General features: G+C 69.4%; 17 protein-coding genes. 9 read left to right on the plus strand and 8 right to left on the minus strand.

What is annotated here, in order from left to right:
• Window positions 1-1,002, plus strand: a complete 1,002-nt coding sequence (locus AB0M14_RS09100; RefSeq protein ID WP_364990856.1) for an AraC family transcriptional regulator — start codon at window positions 1-3, stop codon at window positions 1,000-1,002.
• On the opposite strand, the gene AB0M14_RS09105 is transcribed toward AB0M14_RS09100, so the two are convergent.
• Window positions 999-1,706 carry a hypothetical protein gene (locus AB0M14_RS09105; RefSeq protein WP_364990859.1) on the minus strand — a complete coding sequence of 236 codons (708 nt, stop codon included), beginning with the start codon at window positions 1,704-1,706 and terminating at the stop codon, window positions 999-1,001. The genes AB0M14_RS09100 and AB0M14_RS09105 overlap by 4 nt on opposite strands.
• A 166-nt stretch (window positions 1,707-1,872) precedes the next feature.
• On the opposite strand from AB0M14_RS09105, the gene AB0M14_RS09110 reads away from it, so the two are divergent.
• The 7 genes from AB0M14_RS09110 to AB0M14_RS09140 all read left to right on the plus strand — a co-directional run bounded on the left by AB0M14_RS09110 (window position 1,873) and on the right by AB0M14_RS09140 (window position 7,919).
• Window positions 1,873-2,241, plus strand: a complete 369-nt coding sequence (locus tag AB0M14_RS09110) for a hypothetical protein (protein WP_364990862.1) — start codon at window positions 1,873-1,875, stop codon at window positions 2,239-2,241.
• Window positions 2,242-2,272: 31 nt separating this feature from the next.
• Window positions 2,273-2,809 (plus strand): YdcF family protein, encoded by a 537-nt coding sequence (locus AB0M14_RS09115; protein ID WP_364990865.1) that lies wholly within the window; start codon window positions 2,273-2,275, stop codon window positions 2,807-2,809.
• A 214-nt stretch (window positions 2,810-3,023) separates the two neighbouring features.
• Window positions 3,024-4,616 (plus strand): GMC family oxidoreductase, encoded by a 1,593-nt coding sequence (locus AB0M14_RS09120; RefSeq protein WP_364990867.1) that lies wholly within the window; start codon window positions 3,024-3,026, stop codon window positions 4,614-4,616.
• Window positions 4,617-4,634: 18 nt separating this feature from the next.
• Complete coding sequence (locus tag AB0M14_RS09125) at window positions 4,635-5,357, plus strand: VIT family protein (protein ID WP_364990870.1); 723 nt, start codon at window positions 4,635-4,637, stop codon at window positions 5,355-5,357.
• A gap of 168 nt (window positions 5,358-5,525) precedes the next feature.
• Window positions 5,526-6,299, plus strand: coding sequence for a GAF and ANTAR domain-containing protein (locus AB0M14_RS09130; RefSeq protein ID WP_364990873.1), 774 nt, complete (start codon window positions 5,526-5,528; stop codon window positions 6,297-6,299).
• Window positions 6,300-6,408: 109 nt separating this feature from the next.
• A complete protein-coding gene (locus tag AB0M14_RS09135) occupies window positions 6,409-7,116 on the plus strand; it encodes a phosphoribosyltransferase family protein (protein WP_364990876.1) in 708 nt (235 codons plus the stop codon).
• A 125-nt stretch (window positions 7,117-7,241) separates the two neighbouring features.
• Complete coding sequence (locus AB0M14_RS09140; protein WP_364990879.1) at window positions 7,242-7,919, plus strand: phosphoribosyltransferase family protein; 678 nt, start codon at window positions 7,242-7,244, stop codon at window positions 7,917-7,919.
• A gap of 71 nt (window positions 7,920-7,990) precedes the next feature.
• Here the strand turns inward: AB0M14_RS09140 and AB0M14_RS09145 are convergent, their stop codons facing one another.
• The 4 genes from AB0M14_RS09145 to AB0M14_RS09160 form a co-directional block, all read right to left on the minus strand.
• On the minus strand, window positions 7,991-8,200 hold the full coding sequence (locus tag AB0M14_RS09145; RefSeq protein ID WP_364990881.1) for a CsbD family protein: 210 nt from the start codon (window positions 8,198-8,200) through the stop codon (window positions 7,991-7,993).
• Between the two features lie 11 nt (window positions 8,201-8,211).
• Complete coding sequence (locus tag AB0M14_RS09150) at window positions 8,212-8,367, minus strand: DUF6131 family protein (protein WP_364990884.1); 156 nt, start codon at window positions 8,365-8,367, stop codon at window positions 8,212-8,214.
• Window positions 8,368-8,403: 36 nt separating this feature from the next.
• Window positions 8,404-8,805 carry a hypothetical protein gene (locus AB0M14_RS09155; protein WP_364990888.1) on the minus strand — a complete coding sequence of 134 codons (402 nt, stop codon included), beginning with the start codon at window positions 8,803-8,805 and terminating at the stop codon, window positions 8,404-8,406.
• A 104-nt stretch (window positions 8,806-8,909) separates the two neighbouring features.
• Window positions 8,910-10,490, minus strand: coding sequence for a Na+/H+ antiporter (locus AB0M14_RS09160; protein WP_364990891.1), 1,581 nt, complete (start codon window positions 10,488-10,490; stop codon window positions 8,910-8,912).
• Between the two features lie 146 nt (window positions 10,491-10,636).
• Here AB0M14_RS09160 and AB0M14_RS09165 point away from each other — a divergent pair, with 146 nt between their 5' ends.
• Entirely contained in the window at window positions 10,637-11,803 is a 1,167-nt protein-coding gene (locus AB0M14_RS09165; RefSeq protein WP_364990894.1) for a cytochrome P450, read from the plus strand.
• Window positions 11,804-11,809: 6 nt separating this feature from the next.
• Here the strand turns inward: AB0M14_RS09165 and AB0M14_RS09170 are convergent, their stop codons facing one another.
• From AB0M14_RS09170 to AB0M14_RS09180, 3 genes are all read right to left on the minus strand, one after another.
• Window positions 11,810-12,829: a DUF418 domain-containing protein gene (locus AB0M14_RS09170; RefSeq protein ID WP_364990897.1), complete on the minus strand. Its 1,020-nt coding sequence runs from the start codon at window positions 12,827-12,829 to the stop codon at window positions 11,810-11,812.
• Between the two features lie 448 nt (window positions 12,830-13,277).
• The gene (locus tag AB0M14_RS09175) at window positions 13,278-13,526 is read right to left on the minus strand and encodes a hypothetical protein (RefSeq protein ID WP_364990900.1); all 249 of its coding nucleotides are present in this window, start codon (window positions 13,524-13,526) and stop codon (window positions 13,278-13,280) included.
• Window positions 13,527-13,534: 8 nt separating this feature from the next.
• Window positions 13,535-14,224 carry a hypothetical protein gene (locus AB0M14_RS09180; protein ID WP_364990902.1) on the minus strand — a complete coding sequence of 230 codons (690 nt, stop codon included), beginning with the start codon at window positions 14,222-14,224 and terminating at the stop codon, window positions 13,535-13,537.
• Window positions 14,225-14,386 lie beyond the last annotated feature (162 nt).

Raw genomic sequence — 14,386 nt, forward strand, 5'->3', positions numbered from 1 at the left:
ATGTCGGTGATCAGGTCCGCGGGGCTGCGCGGTTTCCGCGCGGTCGTGGCCGAACTCGGCGCCGACGCGGAGGACATGGCCACCGCCGTCGGACTGCCCGTCGCGGCACTCGACGCCGACGACCTGCTGGTCCCCGATCAAGCCATGGCCGCCATCCTGGAGCTGGCCGCACACCGCCTGGACTGTCCTGACCTGGGCCTGCGCATCGCCTATCGGCAGGATCTGGACATGCTCGGCCCGCTCGCCCTGGCCATCCGCAATTCGCCCACCTTGGCCGACGCGCTGGAGTGCACCTCGCGCTATCTGTTCGTGCACGCGCGCTCGCTGAGCCTCACCGTGGAACCCGACCCGTACGAAGACCGCGGCGTCGTGGCCCTGCGGTACGGCGTCCCGCCGGGCCAGCCCACCCCGGTGCAGGGCACCGACCTGGGCCTGGGCTTCCTGCACCGCACCATTCAGCGCCTGGCCGGCGAACGCTACGGCCTGCGCTCGGTCGAACTCCCCTATCACCCGCAGGCCCCGCTGCGAGCCTACGAGGACTTCTTCGGCGCGCCGGTGCGGGTCGGCCGCCCCGCCGCCGTCCTGCGCGTGCCGGGCAGCCTCACCGGCAGATCACTGACCGGCGGTGACGAGAACCTGCACCGGCTGGCCATCGCCTTCCTGGCCGAACAGGCCAGGCGCGCGGGCGTTTCCATCGTGCCGCAGGTGCACACCGCCATTCAGCAGCTGCTCGGCACCACACCGCCCGAGATCGGCGTCGTGGCGAAGCTGCTCACGCTGCACCCGCGCACGCTGCAACGGCGGCTCAGCGCGGAGGGCACCACCTTCGCGGCCATCCTGGACGAGGTTCGCCGCACCGAAGCCCGCCGCTATCTGACCACCACCGACATGCCGATGACGCAAATCGCCGCGCTACTCAGCTTTTCCGAGCAGGCCACCTTCACCCGCAGCTGCCGGCGCTGGTGGGGCAGCACCCCCAGCGCCGTGCGCCGCGAGGCTTAGGACGCCTTCTCCACCTTGCGGACCGCGGCCACGAACAGCTGCTGGAACGCGGCCTCGTCCAGCGAATCCTTGAGCGCGCTGGCGCGCACGACCACGGTGGTGCCGCGCAGCACGGCCATGCCCTGGTACCCGACCGAGGTGAGCGGCTTGCCGGCGCCGACGGTCGAGGTCGTGGTGGTGCGGAAGGCGATCGCGTCGATGCTCTTCAAATCCGCGGGCGCGCTGAGGTTTTCGACCTTGGCGACAGTGCTGATCTGCTTGCCCTCGACCGAGCTGGTCATCGAGACCTCACCGCAGGTCTTGTTGCCCGCGGTGACGGCCGCCAGATCGCCGGTGCGCCCGGCGACGAACTCGATGTACATGACACCGGATTTGGTGTCGGTCGCCGCCGCGACGGCGGAGTCGGCCAGCAGTGCCTTGCTGGCGTTGTTGAGATCCTTTGTGGTGGCGGCACATTCGACCGGGGTGAGCGTCGCGGTGTCCTGCATGCCGGCCATATCCGCCGCGGCCGCTTCCAGTTTGTCCTTCGGCACGTCGACTTTCTTTGCGCCGGCCGGGAATTCGTCCTGGGTCAGCAGCAGCTGATCGCGCGGCGTGCTCGGCGCCGCCGTGCTGCCCTGCGACTTCGATTCGCTACAACCGGCGAGCAGCAGCGCACCCGCCGCGAAACCCGCCATCCACCGTGCACCCCGCAGATTGATCATGGGCGTCAGCATGCCAGCCGCGCACCAGGTCCCGCGCACCGGTCCGGCATGAGTGCGGACACGGTGCAGGCGGCGCGAATCACCTCTAGGCACTGCCCTGGGCGGCCCCTAGACTTCTGCCGCGGATCCTGGCGTTCGCCGGGAGGACGGGTGAGGAAGGGGCCGGATGGACACGGTCAGAGAGGTTGCCGAGGAGGGCAAGCGGCTGATCGATCGAGCCTGGCTCGGTGAGTTGTCCCGAGACGAGGCGATCCACCGATTCATCCAGGTCGGTGACGGCATGGTGTGCCCGGTGACGGCGCGCGAGATCATCGACGACGGCGTGCGCTGGCTGGATTCCAACGCCACCCGACTACGGATTCTCGGCTGGTGCGCCATGCTCGAATTACCTCTGTTCGGCGGTTTCGCGATCCTCGCCGTGCTGCTCGGCGACCTGCTGACCGCCACCCTGTCCATGCTGCTGCTGGTGGCGCTGCAACTCATCCACCGCAAGCTCATGCCGCATCCCACTCCGGTCCGGAAGGTGCGCCGCTAGGCCGCACACCGTTTCACGTATCGTCGAAAAGGTGCCGGGCCTGCGACGAGCTGGACTGCTGTTGATCGCGCTCGTCGCCCTCCTCGGGGTGGCGGGAGTCCCGGTCTACATTCATCCGCAGACCGATCCGCTGCGTCCCGCCGACGCCATCGTGGTGCTCGGCGGAACCGCCTACGAGCGCTTCGACCTCGGCTTGGACCTGGCGCGGCAAGGATATGCGCCGGAGTTGCTGATCTCCCGGTCCACGGGCAACGACGACACGGTGATGGACAAGTACTGCGCCGGGCGGTTCGACTTCACCGTGCACTGCTTCATCCCGGACCCGTGGACCACCGACGGCGAGGCGCAGGAGATCCGCCGCCGCGCAGCGCGATTCGGCTGGCGGCACATCATCGTGGTCACCTACACCCCGCACGTCTCGCGCGCCCGCTACATCGTGTCCAAGTGTTTCGACGGGGAACTGACCATGGTGGCCAGCCCCAGTGAGTCCGGCGTCAAGTTCTGGACCTGGATGTATATCCGCCAGTCCGGCGGCTATATTCGCGCGTTCCTGCACCGCGGTTGCTGAACCCCGAGTGAAAAGCGTTCACCCCTCTTAAAGTGGGAGAGTTGCGAGTCCGGGGTGGAACGGGGGCAGACGCGTATCGATCAACGGCTTTCCGCCGATCACACACATGCCGACGTCTGCACCCGGGCGGCTCTCGAACTCGCCGAAAACCATGCCGGTACGGGCATCGGAGTATGCCGTGTCCGCTATGGCCGCGGCGTAGGGAGGAACGCTGATGCGCATCGATGAGCTATCCATGGTCGCCGACGAGGAACTGACCGCCGACATCTGCGTGATCGGTTCCGGCCCCGCCGGTTCGACGCTCGCCGCGGAGCTCGCCGGGACAGCACTGCGGGTGCTGGTGCTGGAGAGCGGCGGACGGGAGGCCACCGAGGCGGCCAACGCACTGGACGACATCGACAATGCCGGGGCGCCCCGGGCCGGGACCGGCCGGGTGGCCGGCGATCGGATCCTGGGCGGCAATTCGCATACCTGGAGCGGGCGCTGCGGCCTGCTCGACGAGCTCGATTTCGGCAGCCGCCCTTGGGTTCCCGGCTCCGGCTGGCCGATCACCGACCTCGACGCGTACCTGGAACGCGCCGCCCGCCACATCGGCATCGGGCGCGGCGCGGGCTTCACCGACGACGCGTTCTGGCAGCTGGCCGGACGCCCACAGCCCCGGGAATCGCTGGACCCGAGCTGGTTTCGTCCCTATTTCTGGCAGATCAGTCGCGACCCGGTCGATCCGTTCGACTGCAAACGCTTCGGCAAGCACATGAAAGACCTTGCCGCGCCGAATGTCCGGATCCTGATCAACGCCACCGTCACCCATATCGACACCGACCCGGCGGGCACCCGGGTCGAAGCGCTCCAGGTCGCGGACCCCAATCCCCGTACCGTCCGGGCCAAGTGGTTCGTCCTCGCGGCGGGCGGGATCACCAGTCCGCGCCTGCTGCTGGCCTCGCGCCGGATCCGCCCGGAAGGCGTCGGCAACCGGCACGGCCTGGTCGGACGTTATCTGATGGATCACCGCTGCGGTGCGGTCGGCGCGCTGGCGCCCGCCCAGGCCGCCGCGGCGCTGGACCGGTTCGGCAAGTACGTGGTGAAGAGCGCGCACGGCAGGCATACCTTCCTGCACGGCCTGGCGCTCGCGCCGGCGGTGCAGCGCACCGAGCAGCTGCTCAACTGCGCGCTCTGGTTGCAGGAGGTGCCCGCCGACGACGACCCGTGGGATTCGGTGAAGCAGCTGATGCGCGGGCGCGGCACCCGGCACGACGCGCGCGTGGCGCTCGCGAACTCCGGGTTGCTGCTGGCCGGCGCCCGGCGCCGGCTGATTCAGCACGCCGGGCTGCCGCACAAGCTGGACCGGATCGAGTTGCGCTGCATGGTCGAACAGGTCCCCGACCCGGACAGCCGGATCACGTTGAGCGACCGGGTGGACCGGCTCGGGATGCCGCTGGCCCGCATCGACTGGCGGGTGCACGAGCAGGAGGACAGCACCGTGCGGCGGGCCGCGGTGCTGGCCGTGGAGGAGTTCGCGCGCCTCGGCTACCCGAAACCGGCGCTCTACGACTGGGCTCGGGTGGGCAGCACGCTGCCGGTGCAGCTCACCGACTGGGCACACCCGACCGGGACCACCCGGATGGCGGCGCGGCCGCAAGACGGCGTCGTCGACCCCGACTGCCGGGTGCACGGGGTCGAAAACCTCTACCTCGCAGGCAGTTCGGTATTCCCGACGACCGGGCACGCGAATCCCACGCTCACCATCGTCGCGCTCGCGGTACGGCTGGCGGACACACTGCGCGCTGCCGCCGGAGTCCCGGCGTGAGCGGATAGTGTCCGGAGCATGGCCCAGCCGACGAACGGAACGCACCCGCACGAACCGCACGCCGAAGGACTCTCGGCGCGGCTGAACTGGCTGCGCGCGGGCGTGCTCGGCGCGAACGATGGCATCGTCTCCACCGCCGGTCTGGTGGTCGGCGTGGCCGCGGCGACCACCAGCACCTCGGCGATCCTCACCGCCGGCGTCGCGGGACTCAGCGCGGGCGCGATCTCCATGGCGGTCGGCGAGTATGTCTCGGTCAGCACCCAGCGCGATTCCGAACGCGCGCTGCTGGCCAAGGAAGCCCGCGAGCTCCGGGAGGAACCCGAGACCGAACTCGAAGAACTGGCGGGCATCTACACCGCCAAAGGCCTGACCCCGGAGACCGCCCGCAAGGTCGCCGAGGAACTCACCGCCCACGACGCGTTCACCGCGCACGCCGAGGCCGAATTGGGTTTGGACCCAGAAGAACTCACCAATCCCTGGCAGGCGGCGGCGTCCTCGGCGGTGTCGTTCACGGTGGGCGCGCTGCTGCCGCTGCTGGCGATCCTGCTGCCCCCGGTGCACCTGCGCATCCCGGTGACCTTCGTCGCGGTGCTGATCGCGCTGGCGCTGACCGGCTCGGTGAGCGCCCGGCTAGGCGGCAGCGACCGCGCCCGGGCGGTACTGCGCGTGGTGCTGGGCGGCGCGCTCGCGATGGCCGTGACCTATGGAATCGGGCAACTGGCAGGGCTTTCCGGAATCTGACGGAACCGTTTTCGTCGCCGTCGAGCGGGTAACCGCTAACCAAGTTCGAGACCACCGCTAAGGCCCAGCATCGAGCCGGGACCCACGGCGCCGGACCGCGGGCGCTCCCCCCGCAGCCGTCCCGGCGCACCGGTGGCGCACCTTGCTGACCGACGGAGGTAGTGAGCCATGTCGGAGGAGTTGAGAGAACGAGACGATGAGAGCACCGCGTACGAACTCGTCTCCGGAATGTCGGAACTGACCGCACTGCTGCTGTCTACCAGCGATATCGAAGCCTCGCTCCGCGAACTGGCGGCGGTCGCCTCCCGGATGCTGCCCGGCCGGCCCATGGCCGGTGTCTCGCTCAAACGGGCCGGCGACACCGTGACCGTCGGCGCGACCGGCGCCGAGGCCAGCCGGGTCGACGAGATCCAATTCCAGCAGCGCACCGGCCCCTGCCTGGAAGCCATGAACACCGCCGAGCCGGTCTCGGTGCCCGATGTGGCGCGGGAGCTGCGCTGGGGCGACTACCCGGCGCGAGTGATGGCGCACGGGATCCGGTCCATCTACTCCCAGCCGCTGCTCGCCGACGGGCGGCCGATCGGCTCGCTGAACCTCTATGCGACCACGCCCAACGGATTCGACGAGCAGACCCGCTGGGCGATCAAGCTGACCGGCGAGCACACCAGCGTGCTGCTCACGACGGCGCTGACGGTGGCCCGCCAGAACGACCGCACCGCCCAGTTGCGGGCGGCGCTGGCGTCCAGGTCCCTGATCGATCAGGCGCTGGGAATCGTGATGGGGCAACGGGGTTGTACCCGAGCGCAGGCCTTCGACATTCTGCGCAGCGCCTCCCAGCATCGCAACGTCAAACTCGTGGCGATCGCCCGCGATGTCATCCGCACCGTCACCGGCGCGGAACCCGAGGGCCGACCGCACTTCTCCGAAGGCAACGGCCAATAACGCCGTTTAGATCCCTGATCAGCTGATCAGGTGGTTAGAATTCGAGTCCTCTCCCGAGTCCCGAAGCGCGGCTCACCCTTCGTGATCACCCACACTCAGGAGGACTCCCATGCCCTTTCTCGACCGTCGCGACGCGGGCCGACGGCTCGTAGAACGCCTGCGCGCGTTCCGCGGCGACGATGTGGTCGTGCTCGGAGTGCCGGGCGGTGGAGTCGAGGTCGCCTACGAGGTGGCGATCGCCCTGCGGGTGCCGCTGGACGTCGTGGTCGTCCGCAAACTGGGGGTGCCGTTTCAGGCGCCGCTGATTTTCGGCGCCATCGGCGAGAACGGCGTGCGCGTCATCGACGACGAGCCCTTGGTCCGGGCCTTCGTTTCCGAGCAGGTGGGCCAGCGGGTGCTACTGGCGGAGCGAGAAGAGCTGGGACGCAAGGTACTCGGCTACCGCAAGGAGCGGGAGCCGATCGGTTTGGCGGGCAAGACCGCGGTGATCGTCGACGACGGCGTCACCACCGGCGCCACCGCGCAGGCCGCCTGCGCGAGCGCCCGGCAGTGCGGTGCGGTCCGTATCGTGTTCGCGGTACCGGTCGGCCCGTGCCGGCCGATCCGGCACCTGGCGAGCTCGGCCGACAATGTGGTCTGCCTCGAGACACCGGAGTTGTTCCACTCCATCGGGCAGTGGTACCGGGTATTCGACAAGGTGCTCGACGACAAGGTCGTCGACCTGGTCGATCGGGCGAACAACCGGTGGTTACAGGCATCCGGAGTCGGCACCGGGCCGCCCGGGGAACCCCGGTCCGGCCGGCACCGCGTGGGATGAGGCCGCGTGCCCGATGCGCCCACCGGCGCTCGCGACCCGTCCAGTTCGGGCGTAAGCTACAGACATTCTCCGAGTCCAGCAGCGCGGCTCGACCCGTGGCGCAATCGACTCAGGAGGTCCCGTAGATGCCATTTCATGATCGCCGTGATGCCGGACGGCGACTTGTCGAGCGGCTACGGGGATTCCGCGGTTCCGATGTCGTGGTGCTGGCCGTCCCGTGCGGTGGCGTACCGGTGGCCTACGAGGTGGCTACCGCGTTCGGTTTGCCGCTGGAAGTCGAAGTGGTGCGCAAACTTCGAGTGCCGTTCCAGCCCGGCTTGGTGTTCGGCGCGATCGGGTCCAACGACGTGAAGGTCATCGACGAGCCGATCCTGTTGCGCGCCTTCGTTTCCGACCCGGAACGGCTCCGCGTGGAACGCGAAGCCCAGCACACCCTGTCCCGCACCATCCTGCGTTTCCGGGGCGAGCGCACCCCCACCCCCCTGGACGGCAAGACCGTGGTCATCGTCGACGACGGCGTGGCCACCGGCGCCACTGCCCGCGCGGCGATCGAGGTCGCCCGCTCCCGCGGCGCCGATCGCGTCGTTCTCGCCGTCCCGGTCGGCTCCCCGCGTGCCATCCGCAGCCTCAGCCGCGCCGCCGACAATGTCGTCTGCCTGGAAACCCCCGCTATGTTCCACTCCATCGCCCAGTGGTACCAGCGCTTCGAGGATGTCACCGACGCCACCGTTCTCGACCTGCTGGCCCGATCCATCCCACCCATCCCGCCGGCCACCCTCCCGCAAATCGACCCGGTCTCGTAGCCGCTCGAGCCGCATACGCCGATGCCGGCCGACGGGCCCGGTGCCCGTCGGCCGGCATCGTTGCGACCAGGTCAGCGTTTGAAGGCATCCCTCAGTTTGTCCACGGCACGCTTGAGGTTGCCGCGGGACTGATCTCGGCGCCCCTCCGCCTCGAGGCGGCGGTTGTTCGTCGCCTGTCCGAGGAATTTCTTGAGTTTGCCTGTGGTCGCCTGGATTTGATGCTGGAACCGATTTTCCCGTCGCGGGCCGGAGCCCTGGGGACGGTCGTTAAACCCTGACATCGCACAACCTTTTAGTAATAGTGGCGGCGGCCGCCGACCGGACGGCCGACCGAGCCGGCGATCATCAGCACCAGGCCGATGATCAAAACAATGATGCCTGCCGTGGTGAGCAATGGAATTCCGAGCAGCCAGCCGACTACCAGAAGAACCAGTCCGAGAACAATCATGGTGCTATCCCTTTCTCGACGATCGAACGTTGATCGTCAGGCTTTTGTGACGTCCACCGAACCGCGTGACTTGGGCATGAAGCGGTTCATGCTCCACACCGGCTTCGTCTCGGTCGATGGCTTGGCCGCAGGTTGCGGCTGTGTGGCCCGCTGTGCGGCCGCCACTTCGCGGCGTGTCTGCCGCAATTCCCGGCGCGTGGCCCGGCTCCGCGAGGATGCACGCCAGCCTCCGGCCAGCAGCAGCGCTAGTCCGAGCATTCCGACGGCCCCGACGACCATGCCGTAGAGAAACAGTTCACCGGCCGACGCGGTGAAGCTGTAATCGAAAACTTCGAATTTTCCGGTGGCCGCGTCGAATTCGCCGCTGTTCGCCGCAACGCCGGCGGCGCCGACGATGACCGCCGCGATCAGGACGAGCAGCCCGATGAGAATGATCATGACAATCCCGTGGTTGCTGGAGTGTGCATTACACAGGAAGCTATTCCCGGCAAATACCAACCCAAACAACGTTTGGACCAGCTGTTTTTCGAGCACGCACGGCGCTAGACGGGTTTGGCCCGCCCCAGATCCAGGCGGCGGGTCACCCGATCCACCACGTCCGGCGGCATGCCCGGTTCCCGGCGGGCGGCCAGCGCCTCGTGCCGGCCCGCGTCGACGATCTCCTCCCGCACCTTCCGCATCAACTGCATGTCCTGCATCGCCTGGGCCCGGGCGTCCTCTTCGTCGGCGGCCTGCGGATCGGCGCGCGCCATGCGCTGACGGAACTGCTCGCGCAATCCCTCATAGAGCTCATCCGGCAGATTCTCGCTCGCGGCAAGCTCTTTCAGCTTGGTCAGCTGCGCGCGCATCACCCGATCCCACAGTTGCCGTTCGAGCTCCCGTTCGGCTTTGGTGTCGGCGTGCACGCCGGTCAGCCGCACCACCAGCGGCAGGGTCGGCCCCTGCACCAGCAGCGTGAACAGGACCACCGCGAACGCCGTGAACAGGATCTCGGTGCGCCCGGGGAACGGCGCGCCGGGTTCGGTGAGCAGCGGAATAGCCAGTGCCAGCGCCACACTGGCGACCCCGCGCATGCCCGCCCACCAGGTGACGATGGTTTCCCGCCAGGTATAGGGCTCGTCCGCGTCCAAGCGCCGCCACCAGCCCTGGCCGAGCGCCCAGGTGGCCATCAGCCACACCAGCCGCAGCAGCACCACCACCGTGATCACCGCGCCCGCGACACCGAGCAGCCGCGGCCAATCGTGGCCGGTGGCCTCCAGCACCGTGCCCAGCTCCAGCCCGATCAGGCCGAAAGCGAAACCGGCCAGCAGCATTTCGGTGATCTCCCAGAACGAATCCCCGACCAGCCGGTAGTCCCGATCGCCGATATCGGTGACGGCGTCGGTCAGATACAGAGCGCACACCAGCACCGCGAGCACCCCCGACCCGTGCCACGCTTCGGCGAAACCATAAGCGGCGAAGGGCAACAGCAGACTGAGCGCCACCTGCCAGGACGCCTCCGCCAGATACGCGGTCAATTTGGTGCCCGCCCAGCCCAATACGAGGCCCACCAGCACGGCGACGACGGCGGAGACCACGAACTCGCCCGCGGCGTGCGCGGTGGAGAAGTGCCCGGTCAGCACCGCCTGGACGGCCGCGCTGTAGATGACGATGGCGGTGGCGTCGTTGAACAGCCCCTCCCCGTCGAGCACGACCACCAAGCGGCGGGGCAATCCCAGCCGGCTCGCCAGCGCCGTCGCCGCGACCGGATCCGGCGGTGCGACAATCGCACCCAGCACGATCGCCGCCGCGATCGGCACCCCCGGATACCACCGATGGAACACCGCGGCCACCGCGACCGCCGTCGCCGCCACCAACCCGACCGCACGCAGCGCGATCGGCCCCCAGTTCTCGGCGAACTGCTGCCAGGAGGTCCGGCGGGCGGCCGCGTACAGCAGCGGCGGCAACACCAGCGGCAGAATCAGATCCGGTGGGAGGTGGATGCGCGGCGCCATCGGAATCAGCGCCACCGCGCAGCCGAAGAGTGTCATCAGGACCGGTGCCGCGACCCCGATCCGCCGCGCCAGCGGCTCGGCCAGAATCGTCGCGAACAGCAGCGTGAGCATCAGCACCAACTGGTCCATGACCGACCAGTCTGCGGTGCTCAGCCCCGTTTTCCACCCAGCCGCGCCGACGACACCTCGGGTACGTGCCGGTTCGGCGCGGGCGGGGTAGTTTGGTGCGCACCGGTCGGGGGCGAGACCTATTGGCAGACAACGGGAATGGGGGCATGGTGCTGGAGATCTTCGACAGCGGGTTCGCGGCGGATCCATGGCCGGTGCTGGATCGGCTGCGCCGTACGGGCGGCGTGCATCGGGTGCGCACACCCGACGGCCCCCCGGCCTGGCTGGTCACGGGGTACGCCGACGTGCGGGCGGGCCTGCTCGACCGGCGGCTGGCCACCAGCACCGAATACGCGGGCGCGCGGGATTATCGCGGATTCGCGGTGCCGCCGGCCTTCGGCGTCCTCTTCGACAGCGAACCCGAGCAGCACGCCCGGCTCCGGCGGGTGATCACCGCGGAACTGTCGCCGCGCGGCCTGGACGAATGGGCCGGGCGCGCACCGCAGCTGCTCGAATCGCTGCTGAAAGACCTGGATTCGGCGGACACCGTCGATCTGGTCGAACGGCTCGCCGTCCCGCTGCCCGCCGCGGTGCTCGGCGAACTCCTCGGCCTGGCCGGCCCGGACCGCGAAGCACTGCTGGCATGGGCGAATTCGACGCTGCTGCCCGCGGCCGGTCAGCCGCTGCGGCAAGCGCGCGAGACCTTGCGGGCGATGGGTTCGATCGTCACCGGCACGATCGAGCGCACTCGTGACACCGACACCGTGCTCGGGCGGCTCGTCGCCGCCCACCAGCAAGGCGCACTGAGCGCCGGCGAATTACAGGGTGTGCTCTTCTATCTGCTGTTCGTCTGGTACGAGGTGCTGGCCGACCTGGTGGCGGGCGCGCTGCTCACCCTGCTCACCCACCCCGAGCAGATCCCCCTGCTGCGCACCGCACCCATGCGCGCCGTCGACGAATTGCTGCGCTATCTGTCCCCGCAGGTGCTGGCGACTCCGCGCTTCGCCGGCACCGACCTGCACGTGGGCGATTACACCATCCGGGCCGGTCAAACCGTACTGTTCTGCCTGGCCGCGGCCAACCACGACCCGGCCGAGTTCGACGCACCCGGCACCCTGGACCTGGGCCGCAAACGCAACCCGCACCTGAGCCTGGGCCATGGACCGCACTCCTGCCTCGGCACCGCTCTGCTCCGCACCATCGCCGCGGCGACCCTCGATCACGTCTGCACGCGCTGGCCCGCGGCCACGGTGCGCACCGAGCCGTCGGAAATCCCGTGGCGCTCCGGTTTCCGGCACCGGGGCCCCCTCACCCTGCCGGTCCGGCTGGCTTGACCAGCGCTAACCGAGGTGCGGCAGGCCCAGGCTCGCCGAGCGCGGCGGACGCTGCCAGACCGGCACCCACTCCCACCAGGTCACGCATCGCCACAGCCACTCCACCGGCCCGTAGCGCAGCCACCGCAACCACACGGTGCTGACGACCGCCTGGGTCACGATGATCACCATGGCCAGCAGCAGCAGCGCCCCATAGCTGTTCGCGTCCGAAAGCCGCAGCAGGGCGTCGGCCGCCAGGATCAGGACCGTCGCACCGAGATAGTTGCTCAGTGCCATCCGGCCCATCGGGCGCAGCACCTCGCCGACCGGCGCGCCGAAACCGGTGCGCAGCAGCAGAAGCAGGCCCGTCGCGTAGACCAGCCCGCCGAGGACACCCGCGACGGCGGGCGCCGAGCTGGCCATGTCGAGGTAAGGCGTCCGGAACTCCCACTCCCCCGCCAGCACCGCCGCGGGCAAGGCCAGCGCGAACACCAGCGCCACCAACCACGGTCGCGCGCGCAGCGATTCGACGACTCCGTACCGCGCCCCCGCCATCCCGAGCAGGAAAAGCCCAGGAACAAGCCCGAATCCATCGCCGAGCGTCAACGCCGCCCCGACCGTGGCCGCGAGTCCGACCAGCAGCACGCCCCACCGCGGCAGCGCAGCGGCCGGCAGCAGCACCACCAATCCCACCAGCGCATAGGGCAACAGCGCCTCGCCCGGCTGAAACAGCTGGTGCAGCAATCCGAGTACCCCCAGCGCCGCGACCCGGCGCGCCGAGACCAGCCACGCTCGCTCCCCACGCGCGGCGGCGGTGTCGGCGACCATGGCGAAGGTCAGCCCGAACAGCACAGCGAAAATCGGCAGGAAACACCCTTCCGCCAGCACCCCCAGCAGCCGCCGCATCGGATCCCACACCCCGGGCGCGATCGTGCCCGGCACCCCGGTCACCTGCCACGTCTGCGCGATCACCGCCCCACCCACCGCGAACCCCCGCACCGCATCCAGCTCAGGGATCCGCATCCAGCCGTCGCGATCAGCCGCCATAGCATCACGCTATCGACTGGCGGCCGGTCGCCGCCGCATTTGCCCGCCGATGTCGCACATCTCCCGCCCACCATTGAGGGACGCACCGGAATGGCAGGAGTTCGTCACCAACGGCGGCGAATGTAGCGGGTAGCCGGCCGGTTGGGTGGTCGGGTGGCGGTGGGGTTGGGGCGGAGGTGGTTGCCCCACGGGGTGGGGGCCGGGCGGGTAATGCGGCGTTCGGGCTTCTTGGCCGAGAAGCGACGCCACCACATCGGGTTCAACGGGCTGCCCAGGAGGCCAGGAGGCCCGGGTCACCCGCCATTCGGACCAGCCGCCATACGCAGAACTCCGGAACATAGATCACCCTTCAACGATCCCAGCCGCGTCCACCTATTTTCGGGACCGAGTCCAGGCGTCACCGTCAGTCAGCGTGTTCGCGTCCCGCGCGGGGTGACCGATGCGCGGCTCAGCGCGGGATGTGGCGGCAGGCCCGGGTCGGCGCGGGCGGTCGCAGGTCGTCGAGGTCCGCGTGCGGTGCGTGCAAGCGGTGCTGCCAGGGGTGGGCGCTGGTGCGGCGAGGCAGCCGGGCGGCGGGGTCGGGCAACGGCGGCGGCGGGGCGTGGCACAGGCGCCCCGCCCGCCATAGTAGGAAAAGCAGCAGTGCGATGAGGACCTGCCGGAGCGCGCTCCGGGGTTCACTCGATAGGTCTGCCATGCGTCCGGTCACCTCGGCGGGGGAAGGAAGGGTAGGGGAGGTAGCTCTAGCGGGAACATCGGCGGCGGCGGCGGCGGTGGCGGCTCGACCGGCGCCTCGTAGGCCGGTTCGGGCGGCGGAGGCGGCGGCGGTGCGTATTCCGGGATGTACTGCGGTTCGGGGACAGGTTCCGGCGCCACCGGTTCCGGCGGGGGCGGCGGCGGACCGGGGACCGGAGCGGGTGGCGGCGGCGCGGCCGGCACCCCGTTGGCCGGTTCGGCCGGGAGCGGCGGGGTGCAGGCGAAGCTGCCGTCGGGCAGGAAACGCCAGCGTTTGGCGACGCCACGCTGGGAGCAGTCCTCCCCCACCGGCTTTCCGTTCGGTCCACGTTTCTGGGCGGTGCAGTTCCAGTTGCCGTTCTGCATTTCCCAGCGGGCTTGCACACCACCGGCCGAGCAGTCGTCGCCGATCTGGCGGGCGGGGAACGGCGGGGCCGGAGGCGGCGCGACGGTCGGCGAGCCGGGAACGGGGGTGGCGGAGTAGGCGGTGGAGATCTGCGCGGGCCGCGCGGCGTTCTCCGCGGGGTCCTCCGAGCGCATCGTCATGGCGACAGAGACGACCACGGCGGCACCGGCCGCCAGCGCGGCCGCGATCGACAGCACGCGAGTGTTATCGCGCCGGTCGTCTCTCGGTCCGGGGTCGCCTTCGGACTCCACCATCGCACCGCCTTCACTGTGGAAACAGGGAACACCGTCACGAATAGCTGATCCCCAGGGAGGCTACCGGAAGTTTGCTGGAATCTCAGCAACCTTTAACACGCTATATTTTCGCAGTTCAAAGCTGCGCAATTGAGTTGTCTAATTATTAGCTGAAATCTCGGT

Source organism: Nocardia sp. NPDC051832 (assembly GCF_040681285.1).
In the GTDB taxonomy this organism is placed as follows: Bacteria; Actinomycetota; Actinomycetes; order Mycobacteriales; family Mycobacteriaceae; genus Nocardia.

Bases quoted from the DNA above. Each gene is read 5' to 3' on its own strand.
- AB0M14_RS09100 (WP_364990856.1), top strand. From the start codon at position 1: ATGTCGGTGATCAGGTCCGCGGGGCTGCGCGGTTTCCGCGCGGTCGTG.
- AB0M14_RS09105 (WP_364990859.1), bottom strand. From the start codon at position 1,706: ATGATCAATCTGCGGGGTGCACGGTGGATGGCGGGTTTCGCGGCGGGT.
- AB0M14_RS09110 (WP_364990862.1), top strand. From the start codon at position 1,873: ATGGACACGGTCAGAGAGGTTGCCGAGGAGGGCAAGCGGCTGATCGAT.
- AB0M14_RS09120 (WP_364990867.1), top strand. From the start codon at position 3,024: ATGCGCATCGATGAGCTATCCATGGTCGCCGACGAGGAACTGACCGCC.
- AB0M14_RS09125 (WP_364990870.1), top strand. From the start codon at position 4,635: ATGGCCCAGCCGACGAACGGAACGCACCCGCACGAACCGCACGCCGAA.
- AB0M14_RS09130 (WP_364990873.1), top strand. From the start codon at position 5,526: ATGTCGGAGGAGTTGAGAGAACGAGACGATGAGAGCACCGCGTACGAA.
- AB0M14_RS09135 (WP_364990876.1), top strand. From the start codon at position 6,409: ATGCCCTTTCTCGACCGTCGCGACGCGGGCCGACGGCTCGTAGAACGC.
- AB0M14_RS09140 (WP_364990879.1), top strand. From the start codon at position 7,242: ATGCCATTTCATGATCGCCGTGATGCCGGACGGCGACTTGTCGAGCGG.
- AB0M14_RS09145 (WP_364990881.1), bottom strand. From the start codon at position 8,200: ATGTCAGGGTTTAACGACCGTCCCCAGGGCTCCGGCCCGCGACGGGAA.
- AB0M14_RS09150 (WP_364990884.1), bottom strand. From the start codon at position 8,367: ATGATTGTTCTCGGACTGGTTCTTCTGGTAGTCGGCTGGCTGCTCGGA.
- AB0M14_RS09155 (WP_364990888.1), bottom strand. From the start codon at position 8,805: ATGATCATTCTCATCGGGCTGCTCGTCCTGATCGCGGCGGTCATCGTC.
- AB0M14_RS09160 (WP_364990891.1), bottom strand. From the start codon at position 10,490: ATGGACCAGTTGGTGCTGATGCTCACGCTGCTGTTCGCGACGATTCTG.
- AB0M14_RS09165 (WP_364990894.1), top strand. From the start codon at position 10,637: ATGGTGCTGGAGATCTTCGACAGCGGGTTCGCGGCGGATCCATGGCCG.
- AB0M14_RS09170 (WP_364990897.1), bottom strand. From the start codon at position 12,829: ATGGCGGCTGATCGCGACGGCTGGATGCGGATCCCTGAGCTGGATGCG.
- AB0M14_RS09175 (WP_364990900.1), bottom strand. From the start codon at position 13,526: ATGGCAGACCTATCGAGTGAACCCCGGAGCGCGCTCCGGCAGGTCCTC.
- AB0M14_RS09180 (WP_364990902.1), bottom strand. From the start codon at position 14,224: ATGGTGGAGTCCGAAGGCGACCCCGGACCGAGAGACGACCGGCGCGAT.